The 22,155-nt window shown below is 50.6% G+C and carries 26 protein-coding genes; 10 read left to right on the forward strand and 16 right to left on the reverse strand.

Annotated elements, in window-relative coordinates; genetic code table 11:
- From DEF47_RS07350 to radA, 7 genes are all read right to left on the reverse strand, one after another.
- The coding region (locus tag DEF47_RS07350) for a zinc ribbon domain-containing protein (protein WP_287045049.1) at window positions 1-1,715 on the reverse strand (1,715 nt) is incomplete at its 3' end.
- A 12-nt stretch (window positions 1,716-1,727) separates the two neighbouring features.
- Window positions 1,728-2,393 (reverse strand): hypothetical protein, encoded by a 666-nt coding sequence (locus DEF47_RS07355; RefSeq protein ID WP_012187749.1) that lies wholly within the window; start codon window positions 2,391-2,393, stop codon window positions 1,728-1,730.
- Window positions 2,394-2,405: 12 nt separating this feature from the next.
- Window positions 2,406-3,176, reverse strand: coding sequence for a DUF6754 domain-containing protein (locus DEF47_RS07360; protein ID WP_287045050.1), 771 nt, complete (start codon window positions 3,174-3,176; stop codon window positions 2,406-2,408).
- A gap of 110 nt (window positions 3,177-3,286) precedes the next feature.
- A complete protein-coding gene (locus DEF47_RS07365) occupies window positions 3,287-3,544 on the reverse strand; it encodes a hypothetical protein (RefSeq protein ID WP_012187747.1) in 258 nt (85 codons plus the stop codon).
- Window positions 3,531-3,992 (reverse strand): D-aminoacyl-tRNA deacylase, encoded by a 462-nt coding sequence (gene dtd / locus DEF47_RS07370; RefSeq protein ID WP_012187746.1) that lies wholly within the window; start codon window positions 3,990-3,992, stop codon window positions 3,531-3,533. The genes DEF47_RS07365 and dtd overlap by 14 nt, the downstream gene beginning before the upstream one ends.
- Complete coding sequence (locus DEF47_RS07375) at window positions 3,964-5,121, reverse strand: PIN/TRAM domain-containing protein (protein ID WP_012187745.1); 1,158 nt, start codon at window positions 5,119-5,121, stop codon at window positions 3,964-3,966. The genes dtd and DEF47_RS07375 overlap by 29 nt, the downstream gene beginning before the upstream one ends.
- 33 nt (window positions 5,122-5,154) lie before the next feature.
- The gene (gene radA, locus DEF47_RS07380; RefSeq protein WP_012187744.1) at window positions 5,155-6,585 is read right to left on the reverse strand and encodes a DNA repair protein RadA; all 1,431 of its coding nucleotides are present in this window, start codon (window positions 6,583-6,585) and stop codon (window positions 5,155-5,157) included.
- A gap of 327 nt (window positions 6,586-6,912) precedes the next feature.
- Between radA and lipA the strand changes: the two genes are divergently transcribed.
- The 5 genes from lipA (at window position 6,913) to DEF47_RS07405 (ending at window position 11,005) form a co-directional block, all read left to right on the forward strand.
- Complete coding sequence (lipA, locus tag DEF47_RS07385) at window positions 6,913-7,833, forward strand: lipoyl synthase (RefSeq protein WP_012187743.1); 921 nt, start codon at window positions 6,913-6,915, stop codon at window positions 7,831-7,833.
- 22 nt (window positions 7,834-7,855) lie between these two features.
- On the forward strand, window positions 7,856-8,536 hold the full coding sequence (locus DEF47_RS07390; protein WP_012187742.1) for a zinc ribbon domain-containing protein: 681 nt from the start codon (window positions 7,856-7,858) through the stop codon (window positions 8,534-8,536).
- Window positions 8,537-8,637: 101 nt separating this feature from the next.
- Window positions 8,638-9,537, forward strand: coding sequence for a zinc ribbon domain-containing protein (locus tag DEF47_RS07395; protein WP_012187741.1), 900 nt, complete (start codon window positions 8,638-8,640; stop codon window positions 9,535-9,537).
- A complete protein-coding gene (gene rsmG / locus DEF47_RS07400) occupies window positions 9,534-10,244 on the forward strand; it encodes a 16S rRNA (guanine(527)-N(7))-methyltransferase RsmG (RefSeq protein ID WP_012187740.1) in 711 nt (236 codons plus the stop codon). The genes DEF47_RS07395 and rsmG overlap by 4 nt, the downstream gene beginning before the upstream one ends.
- Before the next feature lie 98 nt (window positions 10,245-10,342).
- A complete protein-coding gene (locus DEF47_RS07405; RefSeq protein WP_012187739.1) occupies window positions 10,343-11,005 on the forward strand; it encodes a PspA/IM30 family protein in 663 nt (220 codons plus the stop codon).
- Between the two features lie 54 nt (window positions 11,006-11,059).
- Here the strand turns inward: DEF47_RS07405 and DEF47_RS07410 are convergent, their stop codons facing one another.
- The gene (locus tag DEF47_RS07410; RefSeq protein ID WP_012187738.1) at window positions 11,060-11,653 is read right to left on the reverse strand and encodes a LysE family translocator; all 594 of its coding nucleotides are present in this window, start codon (window positions 11,651-11,653) and stop codon (window positions 11,060-11,062) included.
- A gap of 143 nt (window positions 11,654-11,796) precedes the next feature.
- On the opposite strand from DEF47_RS07410, the gene uppS reads away from it, so the two are divergent.
- On the forward strand, window positions 11,797-12,531 hold the full coding sequence (gene uppS, locus DEF47_RS07415) for an undecaprenyl pyrophosphate synthase (RefSeq protein WP_012187737.1): 735 nt from the start codon (window positions 11,797-11,799) through the stop codon (window positions 12,529-12,531).
- A 265-nt stretch (window positions 12,532-12,796) separates the two neighbouring features.
- Window positions 12,797-13,084 (forward strand): hypothetical protein, encoded by a 288-nt coding sequence (locus tag DEF47_RS07420; RefSeq protein ID WP_012187736.1) that lies wholly within the window; start codon window positions 12,797-12,799, stop codon window positions 13,082-13,084.
- A 37-nt stretch (window positions 13,085-13,121) separates the two neighbouring features.
- Here DEF47_RS07420 and DEF47_RS07425 read toward each other — a convergent pair whose 3' ends face one another.
- On the reverse strand, window positions 13,122-15,020 hold the full coding sequence (locus tag DEF47_RS07425; protein ID WP_012187735.1) for a hypothetical protein: 1,899 nt from the start codon (window positions 15,018-15,020) through the stop codon (window positions 13,122-13,124).
- A gap of 101 nt (window positions 15,021-15,121) precedes the next feature.
- Window positions 15,122-16,492: an alpha/beta fold hydrolase gene (locus DEF47_RS07430; RefSeq protein WP_012187734.1), complete on the reverse strand. Its 1,371-nt coding sequence runs from the start codon at window positions 16,490-16,492 to the stop codon at window positions 15,122-15,124.
- Window positions 16,493-16,877: 385 nt separating this feature from the next.
- On the opposite strand from DEF47_RS07430, the gene DEF47_RS07435 reads away from it, so the two are divergent.
- Both DEF47_RS07435 and DEF47_RS07440 read left to right on the forward strand, forming a co-directional pair.
- A complete protein-coding gene (locus DEF47_RS07435; RefSeq protein WP_012187733.1) occupies window positions 16,878-17,111 on the forward strand; it encodes a ferredoxin family protein in 234 nt (77 codons plus the stop codon).
- A 75-nt stretch (window positions 17,112-17,186) separates the two neighbouring features.
- Window positions 17,187-17,888, forward strand: coding sequence for an HAD-IA family hydrolase (locus tag DEF47_RS07440; protein ID WP_012187732.1), 702 nt, complete (start codon window positions 17,187-17,189; stop codon window positions 17,886-17,888).
- Between the two features lie 73 nt (window positions 17,889-17,961).
- Here the strand turns inward: DEF47_RS07440 and DEF47_RS07445 are convergent, their stop codons facing one another.
- From DEF47_RS07445 to DEF47_RS07465, 5 genes are all read right to left on the reverse strand, one after another.
- Complete coding sequence (locus DEF47_RS07445; protein WP_012187731.1) at window positions 17,962-18,282, reverse strand: DUF433 domain-containing protein; 321 nt, start codon at window positions 18,280-18,282, stop codon at window positions 17,962-17,964.
- A 74-nt stretch (window positions 18,283-18,356) separates the two neighbouring features.
- Window positions 18,357-19,166: a class I SAM-dependent methyltransferase gene (locus tag DEF47_RS07450; protein ID WP_012187730.1), complete on the reverse strand. Its 810-nt coding sequence runs from the start codon at window positions 19,164-19,166 to the stop codon at window positions 18,357-18,359.
- Window positions 19,167-19,178: 12 nt separating this feature from the next.
- Entirely contained in the window at window positions 19,179-19,577 is a 399-nt protein-coding gene (locus DEF47_RS07455; protein ID WP_012187729.1) for a hypothetical protein, read from the reverse strand.
- Between the two features lie 48 nt (window positions 19,578-19,625).
- Window positions 19,626-20,366 (reverse strand): hypothetical protein, encoded by a 741-nt coding sequence (locus DEF47_RS07460; RefSeq protein WP_012187728.1) that lies wholly within the window; start codon window positions 20,364-20,366, stop codon window positions 19,626-19,628.
- Window positions 20,367-20,386: 20 nt separating this feature from the next.
- Complete coding sequence (locus DEF47_RS07465; RefSeq protein WP_012187727.1) at window positions 20,387-20,941, reverse strand: GNAT family N-acetyltransferase; 555 nt, start codon at window positions 20,939-20,941, stop codon at window positions 20,387-20,389.
- Window positions 20,942-21,036: 95 nt separating this feature from the next.
- On the opposite strand from DEF47_RS07465, the gene DEF47_RS07470 reads away from it, so the two are divergent.
- On the forward strand, window positions 21,037-21,474 hold the full coding sequence (locus DEF47_RS07470; RefSeq protein ID WP_012187726.1) for a DUF5946 family protein: 438 nt from the start codon (window positions 21,037-21,039) through the stop codon (window positions 21,472-21,474).
- On the opposite strand, the gene DEF47_RS07475 is transcribed toward DEF47_RS07470, so the two are convergent.
- Window positions 21,440-22,111: a ComF family protein gene (locus DEF47_RS07475; RefSeq protein WP_012187725.1), complete on the reverse strand. Its 672-nt coding sequence runs from the start codon at window positions 22,109-22,111 to the stop codon at window positions 21,440-21,442. The genes DEF47_RS07470 and DEF47_RS07475 overlap by 35 nt on opposite strands.
- Window positions 22,112-22,155: the final 44 nt, after the last annotated feature.

A 22,155-nucleotide genomic window follows, 5' to 3' on the forward strand; every position in this document is an offset into this window, starting at 1 on the left:
TCCCCTGCACTCGCAGCCGGAGCTGCTGGCGGAGCTGCGACATCCAAATCCCCGCGTAACCATGCTGGTACATCGTCGCCTGCGCTTGCTGCTGGCGGGGCTGGCGGCGCTGCGTCGGCTTGCATCCACGCGGGCACATCGCCACTTGCTGCTGGGGCGGCTGGCGCTGCGACATCCAAATCCTCGCGCAACCATGCTGGCACATCGTCGCCTGTGCTTGCTGCTGGCGGGGCTAGTGGGGCGGAATCGGCTTGCATCCACGCTGGCACATCATCCCCTGCACTCACAGCTGGAGCCACTAGCGGCGCGACATCTAAATCCCCGCGCAACCACGCTGGCACATCGTCACCTGCACTTGTTGCTGGAGCCGCTGGTGGTGCTGATTCAGCTTGCAACCACGACGGCACATCGCCACTCGCTGCCGGAGCCGCTGGCGGCGCGACATCTAAATCCCCGCGCAACCACGCTGGCACATCGTCGCCTGCACTTGCTGCTGGAACCGCTGGTGGTGCTGATTCAGCTTGCAACCACGACGGCACATCGCCACTCGCTGCCGGAGCCGCTGGCGGCACGACATCTAAATCCCCGCGCAACCACGACGGCACATCATCCCCTGCGCTTGCTGCCGGAGCCGCTGGCGGTGCTGGTGGGGCGGAATCGGCTTGCATCCACGCTGGCACTCCGCTACTTGCCGCTGGGGCTGCTGGCGAAGTTAATGGAGCTGTTGCAGGCTTGAGCCAAGGTGGCACATCATCGCTTGGCCCAGCTGCATCGAGATCGACATCTGATAATTGCACCACAGGTGGCTCGGTATCGAAATCTTTGAGCCAATCGGGCAAATTGCCAGTCCCACCACGTCGCGCAATCACAGGTTCTTCATTATCTTCCACAAACGAGGCAATACCTGGTGGTGGTGCTGGTTCACTCGGTCGCAACTGCTGCAACCATGCTGGCATAGGCTCTTCATCGGCGTTGGCACTGGGCTTGGGAGCTGGTGGGGTCGTCTCGACCGAGCCTTGCAACCACGACGGCACATCAGCACTTGGTGCTGCTGGTGTTGGGGCAGGGTCGGCGGGCAATGCTGGTTCTTGCAACCACGACGGCACATCAGCGCTTGGCGCTACTGGCGTTGGGGCGGGAGCGGCGGGCAACGCTGGCTCTTGCAACCACGATGGCACATCAGCGTTGGCACTGGGCTTAGGCGCTGGTGGGGTTGTCTCGACCGAGCCTTGCAACCACGACGGCACATCAGCGTTGACCACTGGTGTGGGTGGCGGCGGAGTTGAACCTGACTGCAAATCGGATAACCAATTAGGCAAGGGTTGTTCGGAGCGTGGAGCATTTGGCAATGGTTCGTCAGCAGGCAAGGCAGGAGCAGTTGCTTGCAAATCACGGAGCCATGGTGGAAGCTCTTCGCTATTGGCGGGTGCTGGTGCAACATTCGGCGCGGGGATTGGCGCTGCCGATTCTTGTAACCAAGGCGGCAAGCTCTCGGCATTCGCAGCAACTGGCGGCGGTGGGCTTGCTTCTTGCAACCACGGTGGTAGGCTCGATGTGCCACGTTTAGCAGGCACAACTGTTTGTTGCTGATCGAGATCTTGCAACCATGGTGGTAGATCATTGCTAGCGCTTGGCGTTACAGCCAATGGCGCTTGACATTGCCCACAAAATTGGCGATCAGGAGTATTGGGCGTGCCACAGCGAGGACAATTCATTGAGGCCGCCTCCTAGCGATCCAAATACGGGAGATCAATCCCGAGTAAGATGCGAATACTTGCAACAATAGCACCAATCGCCGAGCCAAAAATGAGACCGCGCAGACCCGCCATCACAATGTAGCGTTGAATCCAGCCTACGGTTTCACCCAAGTACGGCAAACCTGCCAACAATGGCAACTGCAAGAGCAAAAATACCAAGGCCACGCTCACCACGATAATTGCTTCGCGCTGCCCAGCACCAAAGGCGTGGATCGCCGCAGTTAAAGCAAAAAATGTCAGCAAGGCCAAGAGGCTAATACTGATTGGAGCATAAACCCAGCGAATAACATCTTGAAATAACCCTAATTCCAAGACATTGGCTCGGCCTTGGGTCGTATAGCCATAGACGGCCAACGCAGGCGGGATAATCACCCCCAACAGCAGCGCAATACTATACCAGCGTTTGGGATCGGTTGATGCTAAACGTTTAATATGATGAATAATAACATTGATTGAACCAGCAATCAGCGCAAAAGCAGCAATAACCGTTGCCCAACTGAGCAAAATTTGACTGCCATTGTTAATACTATCAATCCCCGGAAAAAGGCGATCGATTAAAACGAAAATACCGGCAACGCTGCCGATCAAAATAGGAATTAAGCGCTTTGGATTGCGGAGCAGGTCAATTCGACGCATCCCACCCATCCTTTATCTAGGCAGCAATGGAAAATCTTGTGGCAAGATTGCTAATTGGCCTAAAGAAACCAAAATAATCCCAAGAATAATGACCCCAATAATGACCGAACGGAGGACATCATGGGTTAAGATGCGGGCAAATCCTAAGGGTGTTGGGGTAATATAGGCCTCAGCAGCATAGATTTCCTCACCCAATAAGGTACCATTGGCAGTCAATAATGCTGCGGTCAGGGCTTGCTGATCGGTGGTTCCAGCGATTTGCAAAATGTTATGGGCACGGCCTGGCTCCGCAAACAACAAATAGCCTTGTTCAAATGAACCAACCGTGATACTCGCCTCCATGGGTTCGCTGGTAATCCGATTACTGAGCCCAGCTGAAAACGCGATGGGGTCGTTAGCAGCCAACAGCTGAATCAGCTCAGGCCGATAATCTTCGCTGTAGCCAGCATCGCGATAGGCACGCCGAATAGTACCACGCAAGGCCAAATGGGCAATTGGGTCACCGCTTGAAGCTGCAATTCCAGCCCCACGCCGTGCTGCAATATCGGTGATGCGCTGCGCCAATACTAAGCCAGCCAACGTTTCTGGGTTAATCGTGGAGCCATCAAGCGAACCACTGCCTGGTGAAACATGGATCGGTTGACCGGTTTCAGCAGAACGTGCCAACGCACTATTAATCAGATCAATGGGGGGAAGCGGGCGGCGGTTAATCTTACGTCCACCAGTAACTAGCCGTGCATAGACAAAGGGCAAGGCAATTGCTAGGGTTAAGATGAGTGACACGACGAGAATCTCAAAGGGAGACACGGGTTGGCCCTCACAACTGACACAGCTTGTAGCAAGTAGGCAGATAGGCGTAATTGCGCTGAGTGTAGCCCATCGTTAATCCTTTGTCAACTTTCCAGGGCGTTCAGATGCTCAATTAACCGTTGCCAACTGGCCTCGGTTTCTAAGGCGTTCGCATAGCTTGCGAGGCGCTGTCGTAGCGGGCTTGGCACGAAGGTTTGACCAAATAAACACAGTTGGCTCAAAACAATGCTAGCAACATGGCCCGAGCGTAGAAACAACTGTGCGACTCCGCTCAGGCGATGGCGATGCAAGCTCTGCGCCAATTGCACCAACACCTGCTCAGAATCATCAACCTCGGCCATGCTGCCACTCCGCTGTATCCAAAATAATCGTGACTGGGCCATCATTAATCAGTTGAACCTGCATCGCTGCGCCAAATTGACCACTCGCCGTCGTAATGCCTTGTCCACGACAATAGGCAATAAATTGGTCAACCATTGGCTCAGCCAACGCTGGAGCCGCCGCCCCAGTAAACGATGGCCTGCGACCCTTGCGCGTGTCGGCATACAACGTAAATTGTGAAACCACCAGTAATTGGCCTTGGCAATCAATCAACGAGCGATCAAAACGATCGTGGGCATCAGGAAAAATCCGCAAATTGAGGATCTTATCAGCAAGTTTTTGCAAATCGTCGCTAGTATCGCTAGGACTCACTGCCAGCAACACCAACAAGCCAGTCTCAATTTGGCCGACAATCTGCTCAGCAACGGTAACGCTGGCATTAGCTACGCGCTGGATAATTGCCCGCATCGTTTTTGCCCCCGTAAAATGCTCCAGCACTGCCCATAATTCGCCCAAAGACCATGCGACCACGATCGTTCGTCCAGACCCGGCTGACGATCACCCGAACTTCATCACCGATCCGTTCGCGGGCATCTTCGACGACTACCATAGTGCCATCTTCGAGGTAGCCAATGCCTTGTTCGCGCTCGCGGCCTTCTTCACGCACTTTCACAACCAACATTTCGCCAGCCCCAACGGGTGGGCGTACCGCATCGGAAAGCACATTTAAATTGAGTACCTGCACGCCTTGTAATTCAGCAACTTGGCTCAAATTCTTATCGTTGGTAATCAAGGCATGACCATCTTGCAGCGCCAAGGTCACCAACTTCTGGTCAACGCCACGCGCATTGGCAATATCATCGTTGGGCATTTCGAGCCGCAATTGATCATCTTTGCGAATTTCTTCGAGCATATCCAAGCCACGGCGACCGCGCATCCGCTTCATATCATCGCTCGAATCGGCCAATAATTGCAATTCGTTGAGCACAAAGCGCGGCACAACCAAAATCCCATCAAGAAACCCACTGCGTACAACCGCCAAAACTCGACCATCAATAATGGCGCTTGTATCAACCAAACAGGTTCGACGCATTGGGACAGCTTCTTTAACTGCGCGAACTTTGGGTGTTTGCAGCGAAACCCCAAAATTAACCAGATTTTTCTTGTGATACTCGAAGGCTACAACACAAAAGTAGATAATAAAGAAACTGGCAAGTGCCGGCGAATAGCTGCCTAAAAGACCAGGTAGTTGGCTTAGGGGGATGGATAATAATGCTGCGAGCATCACACCCAATAATGATCCCAGCGCCAAGGCAATCAACTCTTGAGCCGTGCTACGACGCAAGCGTTGGTTGATATTGCGAATTGGGTATAAGGTTATCCGATGGGATATCAATAAACCCAAGCCAGCCCCCGAAAGTGTGAGTAGCTGCATGGCTAAGGTTTCATCGCTTGTTCGTGGATTGCTGGCCGAGCTAGAGCCAAAATACCAGCCAATATAGCCAAGCACGACCATCCCCAAAATGCGCACCCAAAAATCAATGCTAAGTAAGCGATTTCTGTTTACAGCCACAGCCTTTTTTTCCGAAATCGTCATAAATCTCCTCGTGAGCACATCCACAATTCACGCTTAATCATCATTAGTATCAGTTGTTGCCTTTGCCGTTGGCGGCTCACCAGGTGATGGTCGCGGCGCACCAATTAAAGCAGCTCGCACTGCTTCAATCAATGAACGAATGCCAGTAACCTGAAACGCATCGATCTGCGGTAAGGCATCGATCTGCGGCACGATTGCATTATGAAAACCCAGCTTGGCGGCTTCATTCAAACGTCGATCAAGCTGACTTACCGAACGCAACTCGCCCGAAAGCCCAATTTCACCAATTAAAACGGTATTTGGTTCAACCCGCTGGTTGCGAAATGATGAAGTTATTGCCGTAGCCACCGCTAGATCGATCGCTGGCTCGGTCACTTTCAAACCGCCTACCACATTAACATAAATATCCTGATTGAACAATGGCACACCAACCCGTTTTGAGAGCACCGCAATGATCATCGCCAAGCGATTTTGATCAAAGCCGTTGGCCGTTCGTCGCGGTTGGGCATTGGCAGTATGGCTGGTCAGGGCTTGCACTTCCAATAACAAGGGTCGCGTGCCTTCTAACATCACTGCTACCGCTGAGCCAGGCGAGTTGGTGCTACGCTCGGCCAAGAAAATCTGCGATGGATTGGTCACCTCGACCATGCCACCTTGATTCATCTCGAAAACCCCAACTTCATTGGTTGAGCCAAAGCGATTTTTGACGCTGCGCAATAAGCGATATTGATGAAACCGTTCGCCCTCAAGGTACAACACCACATCAACAATATGCTCAAGCACCCGTGGCCCAGCAATCGCGCCTTCTTTGGTCACATGGCCAACCAGCATAATTGAAATATTGTGTTGTTTTGCAACTCGCTGAAGCCGTAGCGCACCTTCGCGCACCTGCGAAACACTGCCTGCCGCCGAGGTCACACTCTCACTATACACGGTCTGAATCGAATCGACGATCACCAAAACTGGCTTCATGCGTTCAATTGTGGCAATCGCCGTATCAAGACTGGTTTCGGCCAAAATATATAAACGCTGCGCCGATAAGCCCAAACGGGTGGCGCGGAGCTTAATCTGCTGCTGCGATTCTTCCGCTGAGATATACAACACATCGCCAGCAGTTTCCGCCAAAGCAGCACTTTGTTCGAGCAAGAGCGTCGATTTACCAATCCCAGGATCGCCGCCAATCAGCACCAACGAGCCTGGCACAATCCCGCCACCAAGCACGCGAGCAAATTCGCTGCCACGAACTGGCAAGCGTTGAACATCGCCAAGTTGAATATCGGGCAGGCGTAATGGTTCGCTCACTCCAATAGGTGAACGAGTACTACCGCCTGTCGTACCTGCTGATTTTGCGATAACCTGTTCAACCAAGCTATCCCACGAACCACATTCGGTACAACGACCCATCCAACGGGGAAACTGCGCATCACATTGTTGGCAGACGAAAATTGTACGTTGTTTGGCCATGAAGTTCCATATTCCTTGCTTGCCGCATCTCGTTAAATTATAGCACAGCCGCTTAGTTGAATACACCAACTTCGTGCTATACTTGGCGCAAATTGCCAAGCTTAATCCTACCCTTTTTGGCTTTAGTCTGCCCTAGAATTCGTTGCAATGTCCCCCATATGGGCAGGATCACCGCTGGCCTAAAGTGGTGCTTTTGGGTTATCGCAATGGCTTAAATAATTTTTTACAATAGCGAGTGAGGGTTATCGCTGGCTTAAAGGCAAGCTGGTACCACATTCGTCTGCCGTCACTTGCAATGCTGCATGTGCTGCTTAACGTGAGGTTGGTATGCCATCAACACCGCATCGTCAGCGTAAACCAGAGTGGTTACGCAAACCTGTGCTTTCACCAGAGTTGCGTAATGTCCGTCAATTACTGCGTGATTTGAATCTGAATACTGTGTGTGAAGAAGCATCGTGCCCCAACATTGCCGAATGCTTTGGCCATGGCACTGCTACATTTATGATCGGCGGCGATCGTTGTACTCGACGTTGCCATTATTGCGATGTCACGACTGGCAAGCCTTTTCCGCTTGATCCACGCGAGCCGAGCAATGTCGCCGAAGCCGCTGCTCGCTTGGGCTTGAAGTATGTGGTAGTTACCGCCGTTGCTCGCGATGATGTCAAGGATGGCGGCGCTCGCCACTTTGCCCGCACCATCAGCGCGATTCGTCAACGCTTACCCGAAGCCGAAGTTGAGGTCTTGATTCCTGATTTCAAAGGCGAGGCCGAAGCGCTCAAAACGGTATTGGATGCCGAACCACATGTGCTCAATCACAATATCGAAACTGTTCGTAGCGTGTTTAAGAGTGTGCGGCCCCAAGGCGATTATGATCGATCGCTCGAATTATTAGCTCGTAGTCGTGAGTTTGCCCCGCAGATTACAACTAAATCGGGGTTTATGGTGGGTTTAGGCGAAACAACCGACGAAATCTACCAAACTATGGATGATCTCAAGCATGTTGGGGTTGAACTGGTCACGATTGGCCAATATTTACAACCATCACTGAACCATGTGGCAGTGAGCGAATATATTCCTCCCGAGCGTTATGGCTTGTATCGCGACCATGGCCAGCAATTGGGCTTTCGAGCAACCTTTGCTGGGCCATTCATTCGATCATCATTCCACGCTGGGGAATTACAACACCATCAACCAAGCAGCGACGTGGCTAGCCCAGTGCAAGAATGGATCGCACTCGAACCACGTTAGATTATAGATAGAAGGAGTTCCTATGTCGTCCGTGCATGAAACGCATTTATTGGCTGAAGGTATTACTGCCGCCAAAGCAGGCCAACGTGCAGCAGCCCGTGATTTCCTGACCCAAGTGATTGCGCTAAATGCACGGAACGAACTAGCGTGGCTCTGGATGAGTGCGATTGTCGATACGCCTGAACAACGCCGCGATTGCCTTGTACGGGTTTTGTTGATCAACCCAAGCAACGAAGCCGCGCAACGCGGCATTGCGGCCCTTGAAGTGCAAAACAAACCAGCCCCGTCAATGCCTGAGCCAACGCCAATTGTGGCGATCGCCGCTGCCAGCAGCAACCTGATTCAATGCCCATTTTGCCAAGCGAATACCGATAGTAGCAAGCTCGATTGCCAAGTTTGTGGCGAAAATATCATCCTCACCTGCCCCTCATGTGATAGTACAATAAACTTATGGGAAACCACTCGCTGCCCATGCGGCGAAGGGTTACGTCACTACATTTTCTTTCCCGATGGCATCGATCACGAAGGGCTAGGCCAGCGCTATGCCTTGATGGAGCGCTGGGAACCTGCTGCTCGCCAATGGGATCGAGCACTCAAAGATGGCTCGCATGTGGTGATGTTGCACCGAAAATTGGCCCAAGCCTACGATAAGATTGGTCGCAACCAAGAGGCCGAGTTTCACCGCCAAGTGGCTCAATCCTAATTCCTTAGCCAATCTTTACTTGCATCAAGCCAAATCTATGTCAAAATCGGTGTATCCTTGAAAATAGCCAATGAATGTCTCTTTAGCGATGGATTACCGTTATGACAATCGATGATGAACTTGCCAAAGGCATCGCTGCTGTGCGAGCAGGCCAGCGTGAGCTAGCTCGCCAGCATCTCCAAAAAGTACTCCTTACCGATTCCAAAAACGAGTCCGCTTGGCTTTGGCTCAGTGGAGTCGTCGAAACCCGCACCCAAAAGCGCGACTGCTTACAACTTGTGCTTTCGATCAATCCCAATAATACTGCGGCACGACGCGGGCTGGAAGAATTAGCCCAAAGCGAAGCTGCCGATTTTCTTTCGACGTTTGAGCCACCAGCACCGCCACCAGCACCGCCACCAGCACCGCCACCAGCACCGCCACCAGTCGCCCCAACCCCAACGCCAGCAGCGCCTATCAGCAGCATGGCTAGTTTCGAAGAGCCACCTGCGGCCATGTTCGAGCCAGTGCCAATCGAGCTTGATCAGCCAATGGCTGGCTTTGGTTTTGCCCCAATGGTCACTGAAGTAACGCCTGAGCCAGCTCCGGTGCTTGGCAATATGCCAACGAATGTGCCCAAGCCGCCGCAAAATCTCGAAGCGCCCTGCGCATTTTGTGGCACACCGACCCAAAGCACTGGTGAATGTAGCAATTGTGGCACTGAGCAAACCTTCGATTGCCCCAATTGTGGGCATGTGCTCGATGTGCGCGAAAACTGGATCTGCGAGTGTGGTCATTCCTTCGAGAATTTTCTTACGCCCGAACGCAAGCTTGATCGCGAACGGCTTGGCCAGATGTATAGCGACCGCGATTTTCCTGCTGCAGCAGTTAAACAATGGAAGGCAGCCTTGCCAACCAGCCGTCGTCCGCAACAACTCCATGCAGCAATTGGGCGGGTTTATGATAATCTAGGCTTATATGAGCAAGCTGAAATGCACTATAGGTTATCAAAACAAAAATGATCGATCGTGAACTATTACAAACCACCTTGGCTGAGTGGCAACTAACCCTTAGCACCAGCCAAATCGACCGCTTGGAGCACTACGTGGCGTTGCTGACGCAATGGAGTGAGCGCATGAATTTGGTTGCGCCCTCGACCTTGCCCGAAGCAACCCGCCGCCACCTGTTGGATTCGTTTTCGTTAGCGACGACCTGCGAGCAAGCTCCCGCCAGTTTGGCCGATATTGGCTCAGGCGCGGGCTTGCCAGGTATTCCTTTAGCGATTTTATGGCCCGAAACCGAAGTATTGCTGATCGAATCGATCAGCAAGAAGGCCGAATTTTTGCGCCATGTGGCCCAAGAATTACAGCTTGAGCGGGTGTTGGTTGAGGTCGAACGGGCCGAGGTTGTGGGCCGCGAACGGCGCTGGCGCGAGCATTTTGCGCTGGTTACCGCTCGGGCTGTTGCCAATTTGGCGACCCTCGCCGAGTATTGTCTACCCTTGTGCCAAGTTGGTGGCATGTGGCTTGCACCCAAAGGTTTTGAGATTGAGCCAGAAGTGCAAGATGCTGAGCAGGCCATAACCATTCTTGGAGGTCAATTACGGGCGGTCTATAACGTCACCATTCCAGCTGAACCTGTCCGTTCACTTGTTGTCGTAGACAAAGTAGCTTCAACCCCATTGACCTATCCACGCACGGTTGGCACACCATCCAAAAAGCCTTTGTAACTTTTTGGAAAAGCGCTTCGTACCACTTGAGAACCGCCAGCGCGGTGTGCTAGAATGAAGTTCACACAGTCTTTGTGTTTAGCTAAGGAGGAATTCCTATGTCGTTGTTGAGCCGTGTTCGCGACCTGGTTAGCGCTAATCTCAATGCGATGTTGGATAAGGCCGAAGACCCTGAAAAAATGGTCAACGAGTACATGCGGCAATTGCAAGAACAACTGTACGAAGCCAAAACCGCTGTTGCATCCGCCATGGCCGATGAAACCAAATTGCACAACAAAATGGTGACATTCCAAACCGAAGCTGATCAATGGCAATCCAAGGCTGAAGCTGCGGTTCGCGCAAGTGACGATGAATTGGCTAAAGCTGCCTTAGGCCGCAAAGCCAATGCTCAAAAAATGGCTGATACCTATCGCCAACAATACGAACAACAAGACGAACAAGTTGAGCAACTGCAAAAAGCCTTGGTCAGTCTTGAATCACGCTTGTCGGAAGCCAAAGCCAAGAAAGAATTGATTATCGCCAAGAAGAATCGCGCCGAAACCCAAGAAGCGATTCAACGCACGGTTCAAGGCTTGGGCAACCTCAATGCGATGGATAAATTATCCCAAATGGAAGAACGGGTCGATGATCGCTTGGCTCAAGCCGATGCTATGTCGAAACTTGAAGGTAGCTCGCTCGAAACTCGCTTTGCCGACCTCGAACGCGATACTGCTGTCGAAGATGAATTGGCCGCTTTGAAAGCAAAAATGGGTAAACAATAGTTTTGAAATCGCGGGTGTTGGCGCAAACCAACACCCGCTTTTGATTTAACTGCTTTATCCCAGCAATACCGCAATCGCAAAGCCTAAAATAATCAAGCCAGAAATTCGATTGATCCAAACGCTATAGGCTTGCACTCGCTCACGCAATAAGCTCACGCTGCCACTCAACAACAACCACCATAAAGCCGAACCCGTGGTCACGCCCAGCACCAACCACACGCTATCCCAGCCATAGGCCGTAATTCCCAAGCCAGCAAAAACTGTCGCAAACGATAAAATCGTCAAAGGGTTGGTCAAGGTCAAGAAGAGCGTCGAGGCATACATCGCCCATAAATTATCGGCTTTGGCATGCGCTGCTTCGGTCGCCGGACGACTTAGCATGGTCTTGATCGCCAAATAGCCGAGAAATAGGCCGCTGATAATCCGTAATCCCAGCAACCAGCCCGAATCTTGGTCAAGTTTGTTGAGGGCTGCCGCCAAACCAAACGCTGCCAACATGCCATACAAACCATCGGCAGTTGCCGCTCCCAAGCCTGATAAAAAGCCCGCCAACCGTCCATGAATTAAACTACGTCGAATGCACAACACCCCAATCGGCCCAACTGGTGCGGCAATCGAAAACCCCAAAATAAGCCCTTTCAGCAACATCGCAATGCCCTCACTTGCCTAAAATCGTCGATCAAGGCTAGTTTCGCATAAATTGCACGCGAGTGCTTGCAACAATGGTAGTATATTCGTTACCCTACAACGAATGCTAGACAAACGCTTAAATTGATGAGGTCTTTAGATCTATGACCGTACAACAACTTGAAACTACTGTCGCACCTCGACATGTCGCAATAATAATGGATGGCAATGGCCGTTGGGCACAAGGCCGTGGACTCCCCCGTCTGGCAGGGCATCATGCTGGAACTGGTAATATCAAACGAATTGTGCGCGAGGCTATCTCCCTAGGCATTCCCTATCTCACGATTTATGCCTTTTCAACCGAAAATTGGAAGCGCCCATCGTGGGAAGTGCGCGGATTAATGCGCATTATGGCCGAATATCTTGATCGTGAGTTGCGCGAGTTGCATGCTGAAGGGGTACGCTTGCACTTGCTGGGCACGCTCGAAGGGGTCGATTCGGCGCTCGCCAAGAAAATTCAAAATGCCATTACCATGACTGCCAATAATACCGCCTTGACGCTCTCGGTAGCCTTCAACTATGGTGGTCGCGCCGATATCGTCAATGCAGTGCGCGAAATCGTGGCTAAGGGGATCAATCCTGAGGATATTAGCGATGAGATGATCGCTGGGCACTTGTATACATCGGGCATTCCCGACCCCGATTTGATTGTGCGCACCAGTGGCGAGCAACGCTTAAGCAACTTTTTGATTTGGCAGGCCGCCTATAGCGAATATTATATGACCCCGCTGCTGTGGCCCGATTTTGGCCCCGACCAGTTTCGCGAGGCCGTCAGCAATTTTGGCAATCGCGAACGCCGTTACGGTGGTCGGATCGGTGAAGGCGAAATGGCTAAATAATCACATTTACGCCCTCACCCCCTAGCCCCCTCTCCCAACCAGCAGGCGAGGGGGAATCGTCCTATCATGCAACAGTGGGCAAGAGGTTAGGGTGAGGGAACGCTCCCATCCCTTTGCAGCGGCATCCCCCATTGTCGGCCCGCGAATCATACCAAAGTCTCTTGTCGGAACATGATATGATAGCAGTAGCATGGTTGTTAAGTAACCTATTGCACTTTCTTAGCTTTACGCACTGGCTATTTCACTATCCCAAGAGGTTTTTCCGATGCATATGCGATTGCCTGCTGCCCATACCCAACTTTTGCGTCAACTCAAGGATGAGCGCAGCAAACTGCAAGATCTTGTGTGGGAACTCGATGATCTTGAACATGCTGTCGCCGATTTAGAACAACACGTATGCGATACGCCCGATCCGAGCAAGCATCAGGAGTTGGAGCAACTTCGCCAACGCCACGATCACATTGAAGATGCAGTGCTCTATCAAATGATGTATATCGACCGCTTACAAGAACGCTACGACCTTTTGCCCTACTCAGCGATTCCCGCTGCCTGAGCCGCATCGATGGGGCTAGGCTTGGCGCTAGCCCCAACTATCTCCGCAGATAAATCGCCACACTTGCATTTTCATAGACCAGCTCAAATTCAGCTGTATTGGCTAATTTGGCTTGATTGAAGATTTTGCCATTGGTGGTAGCATAGGCGTAATCATAGTTATGTTCACGCATCCACTGAGCCAATTCAGCAGCACTTTTTTCGTTGGCATTGCGCAACCAACTGGTTTCAGCCTCAACCGCCGCAATATACTCAGCTGTACCTTGGTTGTAGACAACTGGCGGTGTGCTCACTTGCAAGCCAGCATAGGGCAAAATCCACCAGCCACCATCGCTGCCACGGGCCACGTTATACAACCAACCTTCGGTATTAATCGCAAACCGCGCATTTTTGGGAATGCGCTGCACAATCCAATTCAGGGCAGTTAAATCATCAGCTTTGGCGATAATCGTACCATCGTTGATTACGCTGTGCATTTTGGTAGCCGAAATCAGCACGGTTATTGCCAAAATTGCGGTGCGAATCGCCCGCCAACCTCGGGCTACTCCCTGTTTGAGATGTTTGCTCAAGCCTTGGTCTAATGAAGCAACCCCAAAGCCAAACCACAAACTAATCGGCAAAAAGATTGCTAAGGCCACAATGTTGTTGTTGAAAAACGAGAGGTAGGGCAAGCCAATTACCACTGGATTAGCAAACAGCATGACAAGGCTAGCCCATAAAAAGCTGATCAACACTAAACGCCAGTGTTGAAACAAGCCAATCCAAGCCGCCAACAAACCTACTAAGAAGAGCAAAAGGTTATTCCACGTCCAATACAAGCCTTTGGCAGCTTCATAGGTGTTGTAGCCGCCGCCAATCAATTGCTTGGGTGTGCCACTGCCAGCAGGCTGAATTTCACGAATCAATAGGGCCAGCCATGGCGACATCAACAAAATCGCCATGCCGACTGATGCCGCTTGCTTGCCCAAGATTTGCCAACGCTGCTCGGTCCAAACATCGCGGCCCAACCAAACTGCGACACACCATAACAACGCAAAGCCAGCCGCCACAAAGTGAGTTGGCAGTAGCCCACCAACCACGAGCGTTAGCAAAATAAGGCCTTTGCGATCAGGTCGATCAAGCGCAACCCACGCCAACAGCAACACCACTGGAACCATCGCCAAACCCGAAAGCAAGGTGTAACGGCCCCAACTCAGGTAATAAGCGGGCATAATCGAGATAAAGCCCGTCATGGTGGCGGCGGCTAGGCCAGCAATCGGGCTTTTGGTTAGGCCAATCGTCGCGCTGCCAACCGAAATCACCACCAACACACCCAAGAATTGACCATACCACAGCATAAATTGGGGAATGCTCATGCCACTCAGATTGTAGATCGTGGCTGCCGTGGCGTGAAAGCCCCAGTGATAGCCAAAATTATCAACTGGCATGTAGGGGCGCAACGAGTAGGGCACTTGGCCGCTTTCAGCAATCACTCGCATAATCGTGGCATGGTGCAGCGAATCGACCCACGGAGGAAAAGCTACGTTGCGAATATGGCTAATTCTAGTGCTAATCGCGAAGGTCACAATTAATAACGCCAATCCAAGAATTGGCACTGGCGCTGGCAAGGCCCAAGGTCGCTCGCCCTCGCGCCATAAACGCCAACCTACGCCAGCCAGCAGGCCAAAGGCAATCAACGTGATCATACCAGTGCTCAGCGATAAACCAAGCGTGGTCAGCCATAAATAGCCCAACGGCCAAACTGCCAGGCTTAGCCCAATCCATAGGCTTGGTCGCACCAATGGCGCTAAATCCAAATCCAGCCAGCGCTCGAGCACGTAGCCTGGAGCCAACGCACAAACCAGCGCCGCAAACCAAAAACGGCTGTTTGGCAGGATTAAGATCAATAGTGCTAGCCCAAGCAGGCCACCCAGCCCAATCATTCGTTGACGATTCATACACAACACCCTACAATTTGTGGTTCATGGCAAATGGTACACGAAAAACGCCACCGGTAAAACAGTAGCGTTCAAGCCAAAAGTCATGATTTTGCGGTTGTTTAGCGATGAACTTCGGCGCGTTGTTCAGCTAGTTGCAATTGCCAATTTTGCACCCGCAACCGTTGCACCAACGAGCGAGCCAGATTTTGCATCAACTTCAGGCCCAACGAGGCATCATCTTCAAACAAAGCAAACAGATAGCGGCTATCGATCGACAGCACGGTTGCGCCCGACTTGCCAGCGCGTAAATCGGCGGTACGGCGGCCACCTTTGCCTTGAATCAAGGCCATTTCGCCAGCGATTTGGCCCGCCATTAGCACATTAACCCGCCGCGATTCCTCGATCCCAAGTTCATTGCTGATTCGCACCAAGACATCAACTTGGCCATCTTGCACAATAAATAATTCATCGCCGCTCGAATCTTCGAGCGCCAAGACATCTTGCGGGGCAAAATGATGTTGATGACACAAGCCCGCCACCCGTAAGCGCTGCGATTCACTTAAATCTTGGCCTAACTCAGTATTCGAGAGGAACTGGGCAATTTCTCCAACATCAAGATCACGCTGCTGTTGTACTTGATCGTTTGGCAGGCTTGGCAAAATTGGCAAGCCCAAAAATGAGGCAATATAGCGCATCGTGGTTTCATATTGCTCAAAATGCGGCCAATGCCCAGCATTTGGAATCAAGCGCAAATCAGCTTGCGGCCATTCGTCGGCTACCGCACCAGCATCACGCAACGGCACAGTATTATCCTCAGCACCCCAAATCACTTGAGCTGGCGGCTGAATTTGCTTGAGTTTGCCACGCAGATCGCCCATTTTCATCGCTTCGTAGCAAGCGGCGCGAACTCTGCCTTGGCCTGGCCGCCGCGCATCAGCGCGAATCCGATCATAATCTTGCTGCGAAATTGCGGCGCGTTCAGCAAAGAGAATCGGCTTCATCAATTGATTGATATAGCTTAACGGCGTATTTTCGAGATAACTCAAAATTTTGCCGCCCAATCGCGTGCGTTCGAGCAAAATATGCGGAGCCACAAACAAATTGATAAAGGTTGATAGTCGCCCGCTGACCACTGGATTGAGCAAAATCAAACGTTCGACCAGCATCGGGTGGCGCAGGGCTAAAGTCATGGCAATTTGGCCGCCCATCGAATGCCCAAGCACCACGACAGGCCGATCGCTGGCTTCCTCGATCAATTTGGCCATCAAATCGGCATACCAATCGATGGTAATTGGGTGTTTGGGCGCAGGCGACCGCCCATAGCCAGGCAAATCGACCGCCATATACGAATAGCGTGTGCCCAGAGCTTGCAACAGGGGAGTCCAAGTAAACCATGAACTCGACCAGCCATGAATTAATAAGGCGACGGGGGCATTACGGCGATTATCGCGGATATGCAGTTCCTGTCCGTCGATGACATAGGTTGACATGCACTACCCTCATTGCAGGAACAATTACATAATTGGGCTATTGTAGCATATTGAGGCAAGTGGGTTCCCTAGATACGAGGCTAGTTAGTAGAAGTTAGGGGTTGGTTGTTGGGGGTCGGGGATCGGGCGACGAGCAATCACAGAGATCATGAAGGGTCAAGGGTTTCGTGAGCACGCAACCACGAAGAACGCGAAGAGCACGAAGGGGGAAGATAAATAAAGATCGGAATAGCTTGAATATAGACTAAAAAGCCTGATTTTACCGTCTTTATTAGAATCATTCTCATTATGTGACTAAAGTTACAGAAGCATGGCGAGGAGCTTGCTACACTAACTATAGAAAACAAGTATGAAGTTTACGCCTCAGCGCGAAGGAGTATCAACAATGGCCTACGTAATTGCAGAACCATGTGTCGGCACCAAAGATTCAGCCTGTGTCAAAGTTTGCCCAGTTGACTGTATCTATGAAGGTGAAGACCAATACTATATCAACCCCGACGAATGTATCGATTGTGGCGCTTGTGAACCAGAATGCCCAGTCAGCGCAATTTTCTCAAGCGACAGTGTACCCGAACAATGGGCCTCATACACCCAAAAGAACGTCGATTTCTTCGGTTAGTTCTGAGCGAAGCCAACCGACTCTCAGGGACACGGACATTTCCGTGTCCCTGTTATTTATTAAATTGAGGTTGCGATGCTGCGTTTTCCGGTAGTCTGTTTTGATGTAGGCTTTACGTTGCTCGATGAGCGGGTTGATGCTCACGATTTAATTGGCGAGGTGCTGCAAGAATTAGGTTTGCAGGTTGAACCTAATTTGATTCGCGATGCCCGCAAGGCCACCAATCGTTGGTATCATCAGCGTTATCATTCGCTCGATAATAACGATTGGAGTTCCGATGCCACAATTCGCACGCTTTGGCTCGAATTCTATCAACATCTATTCGATCAAATCGATCCCTCGCTGGATCACGCACGGCTTGGCGATCGTTTGATTGCGCACTATGAGCAGCCCGAAAATTGGGTTCCCTTCAACGATGTGCGCGAAACCCTCGATAGTTTGCATGCTAAAGGCATCCGCATTGGGATTGTCTCGGATTGGGCCAGCAGTTTACGGCCAATTCTGACTTACAACAAACTGTTGCCTTACTTCGATTTTGCGGTTATTTCGGCGGATGCTGGCTATGCCAAACCCATGACCGACCTCTATCAACTGGCAATCAAGCGATCTGGCGTTGCCGCTGATCAGATTATTCATATTGGCGATAGTTATTATGCTGATGTATTGGGCGCACGCGCAGTTGGCATGCAAGCGGCGTTAATCGACCGTCACAAGCGCATTCCCAAAGCCGATTGTCCAATTCTGCACGATTTACGCGATTTGTTGCCGTTGGTTTGATCGAGAAATTGGACCAGTTTAGAAAATATAAGCTATTGAATAGGATCAGAGAAATTTTGAGAGAGGAGTATGTTTATGCTGCTTGATTACGCCGCATCACCAAGCGTTGGGAAACTGGTGAAGTTGCTTGAGCTTCATGGGCTGTAATTGCCGCTTGAGCCGAGGCAAAATAGGTTTCCATATAAGCATCAACGCGAACTTGGTTACTAAGGTAATATAGAATCGCAGCATAAATCGTTGTTAAGGGTAATGATGGAAATTCTAGGCCGATCATCTCAGGACTGTATCCATCATGATAATAGGGCAAAATATGGGCAAGATCAATCCGATGCCCGCGAATCCGAATTGCCCCATCCGCACGAAATTCAAAAAAATCTTCAATATTCATCATCATGACGCTCCTTTTGCGCAATAGATAATCATTATTATAATGCGATTTTGGACATTCGACATTCATTAAATTGGTAGTCAATTAGCGAGGCGCAAACGCAGTACCAAAACTGGCGGAATTTCGCTAAAATTGGCCCATGAAAATGGGTGGGTGCTGGTTGTACCTGTTGGATAGCGCGGCTCTAGCAATCCATCAACCACAAATCCTGCTGCAAATGCAATGCCCAGTAAGCTTGTGAGCGACCGATGAAAATTGAATTGGGCACTTGGCTGACCAGCTACCCCAACCCCTTGATGCACCGTTGGCGTGAGATAATTGCCAATTTGTAGCCGTGAATGGGTTTCGACCTCGCCTTGCGCATTCTCAAATTGCTCGACAATTTTGCGGTTGTGCGGGGTTTGAAAACATGGATGGACTGTCGCCAGCACAAAACGGCCTTGCGATTTGAGCAATTTGGCTGCTGCTTGAAATAACGGCTCAATCGTGGGCAAATCCATCAGCACCATCGTCGAAACTAAAGCATCAAAACTGCTAGCACCTAACGCCAATAATTGGGCCAAATTAGTAGCATCAACAACCTGATATTCAAGCGTAGCCGGGTTTGGATACTGCTTGGCACGTTCGATTAGGCTGGTGCTAGCATCGACTGCCAGCACCATTGCCCCCAATTCAGCCAAATGTCGCGCAAAGAGACCGTTCCCACAACCAATGTCAAGCACACGTTGCGCCGCTTGCAATTCCAATAAACTCAGCATTGCAGGCCGTACCAATTGCAAATGAAACCGATTGCCATCCTGACCCATTGAGTTATCCCAATGCTCAGCGTTCGTTTCCCAAACAGCATTGGATTGAGCGTTTAATTCAGGCCATTCGCTATTTGCACTCATCGAGCAGTATTCCTAATATTCTTGGGGATCGATCAGCTCGCTACAGTTAGGGATATCTTGCAAACGCTCGAAACATTGGCGACCATGAGCTTTGGCCAGTTCAAGCATCTGATCAGCGCCTGCTGAAGGGCCACCAACCCGCAACACCGCATCGCAACGAATCACCAAGCGCTCAGCAATTGGGTGAAAAACCGCATTAAAGATCTCATCGCCAATCCGTTTAGAGCCAGCCAAATCAACCATTGGCAGCGCCAACCACTCGCCAAGCACTGGCAAATGACCAGCGTTGAACAATGGCAACACATACGATTCCATCAAATGAACATTGGCCGCAATTTTAGCTGGATCGTCGCCAGTGCCAGAACGATAGGGCCCAGCAATTAAAATCATCAACGCAGCGTGATCAGCCATTAAAGCAACCTCCAAACAAAATCCTCGTTACTCTAGCATAGCTGTCAACTACTCAGGCATACGCACTTCAAGGTTATCGAATTCGCAAATTTGGCTTACTTTAGGTTGATAAGCACCACAGACTAGACCAAACAGACCCGATTTGAACAAATCATCAACCTCAATATCAGTCAGGTAGGTATCATTAAAAAGTAATGTAACTGTCTCACCTTGTACTAAAACTCCTAAACGATCAAATCCATGTTCCGATTTCTTTGGTAAGTTTGTTGAAGCAATTATCTCATTCCAATTATTCTGTTCGTAATAAAGTAATCGATAGTAATTACCAGTGATTTCAAAATAGTATTCATTAATATCTATAACTATTTTTGCATTATTTTTTCTTTGTGATAAAAATACTAAACCATAGCTACTGTTCAGCTTCACCATTGATTTCGCTTCAACGCTTACATAAAAGCCTTTTTCACGATCAACACGATACTCTGGCATCAATGAAGGAAAAATTGATATTTCATTCAAGTCCATTTCCATTTGATATAAATCTGGCCCAATAGCAAATTCCCCAGTTAGATCACCAGATTGTAACGGCCCAACCATCCATTTATGGCGGTTATCGCGAAACGAATCAGTTAATACAGTTGGCCATTGTTGCCACGCTTCCTGTGGGTTATTGATGGCAGTTGGTACTGTGGTTGGCTCTGGTGTAGCAGTTGGTTGCACAGTTGTAGCACAGCCGATCAAAATCCCACACACGACCCCAACACTAAGCCAACGAAATGGTTTAATCATAACCTTAATCCTCTCAATATTTAAATGGAATTGGAATATGCACCAAGCCATGGCCCAGCTGCTTGGCTTGGTAACTCAACTACTTCAGTTTTTTGATCATAGAGCTTAAAACCACGGGCTTGGTAGTTGGCTAAGGCCGTTGGGCCATCGAGCGTACAAGTATGCAGCCAAACCCGCGAGCTGGTTAATTGCCAAGCCTGTTGAATAACCTTAGTGAGTAAAAGCCCGCCCAAGCCTTGGCCATACCATTGCGGCAACAAGCCAAAATAGCCAATTTGGGCTGAACCATCGGCCTCTTGCACCAACTCACAATAGCCAATCGGAATACCTTGATATGTGCCGAGCCATGTTTGAATTGTAGGCTGGCGCAAATAATCGAGCCATTGTTGATACGACCAGCCGAGCCGATCAAGCCAATACCACTGCCCACCCACCGCCGTATACAAAAAGCGATTGAGTTCAGGGCTGATCCGCTGAACTTGGGCAAAACCAAAAGCTGGCTCATCGCGTGAACTTGGCTTAAGCTCGCTGATAGCCAACATCTCAAGGTAGGTTGTTGTCACTTCGCGCTGCATGGGCAACCCCTCTCGCTAAAATCATTCGTTCGGCAGATCTTGCTGCGACTCAATGCAGGTATGCTGAGGATTAATTATACCGAATGAGGTAAGCCATGCCAACCACTGAATTTTGCCTTGAATGCGGCGCTCCATTAGTTGAAGGCTTCAACTGTTGGGAGCAATTAGGGGCATTAATCGCCTGGGAATATAACGACCCAGCCTTGCATGCTCAGCACTTTTTGATTGTTGCCAGCTACAATTTGCAACACCCAGCTCAATTTACCGATATGGCAATTGAACAACTGCGCAGTGCATTCAACGATTATCTTGATCATGGGGTAAGTGCCGCAACATTACGGCAACGGGCCGCCAAAACCTATGCAGGTGCAACCCGTGTGTTGCGGCCTGAGGCTGAACGCCGACCGCAGTTGCAACAATGGGCCATGACAATTGCCGATGTCTATCTGCCTGAACAACCAGCAGGAGCAGTCGAGCGACTATTGCGTTGGGCCAGCGTTATTCAGGCGAATCAAGCGGTGGCGCAGGCTTGATAACCGCTTTGGCTAGCGCTAGACCTTCGACCGCTGTACTACCAGCAGCAATTAATGCACTAGCACAAGCTTCAAAGGTCGAGCCAGTAGTAAGCACATCGTCGATCAGCAATACATGGTTTGGGGCAGGCTGTTGACCACGCCATGCAAATGCTCCGGCGACATTGCTGGCACGAGCCTGCGCTTGCTGCCCAACTTGATGCTCGGTAGCGCGTACCCGTTGCAAATCGGTGCTCAGTGGTAATTGCCAAGCTTTGGCCAAATGACGCGCCAATAATTCAGCTTGATTATAGCCACGTTCACGTTTGCGCACGCCATGCAATGGCACAGGCATCAACACAACATCGTTCCACGCACAAAAATCAAACAACAATGGAGCCAAAATTTGGGCTAAGGGATGGGCATTTTGATATTTAAAGGCATGGATTGCAGCGCGTAGACTGCCTTGAAACGGATAAATACCCAAAGCGCGTTCCAGTGGTGAATTGGCGGCTAAAGGTTGCGGTCGTTGGGGTGGAGTCAGCGGAATACATTCGGCAAAGCAAGCGGGGCAAAATTGCGTGCCAGCCTTGCCACAGCTATAGCAGCGTGGCGGGTAAACGAGATCAAGCAAGCTATTCCATAAACGGTTGATCATCGTAGCCCCAAATCAAAAAACCCGCAAGCCAGTTGACTTGCGGG

The sequence above is a fragment of the Herpetosiphon sp. genome (assembly GCF_003512625.1).
GTDB classification, from domain to species: domain Bacteria; phylum Chloroflexota; class Chloroflexia; order Chloroflexales; family Herpetosiphonaceae; genus Herpetosiphon; species Herpetosiphon aurantiacus.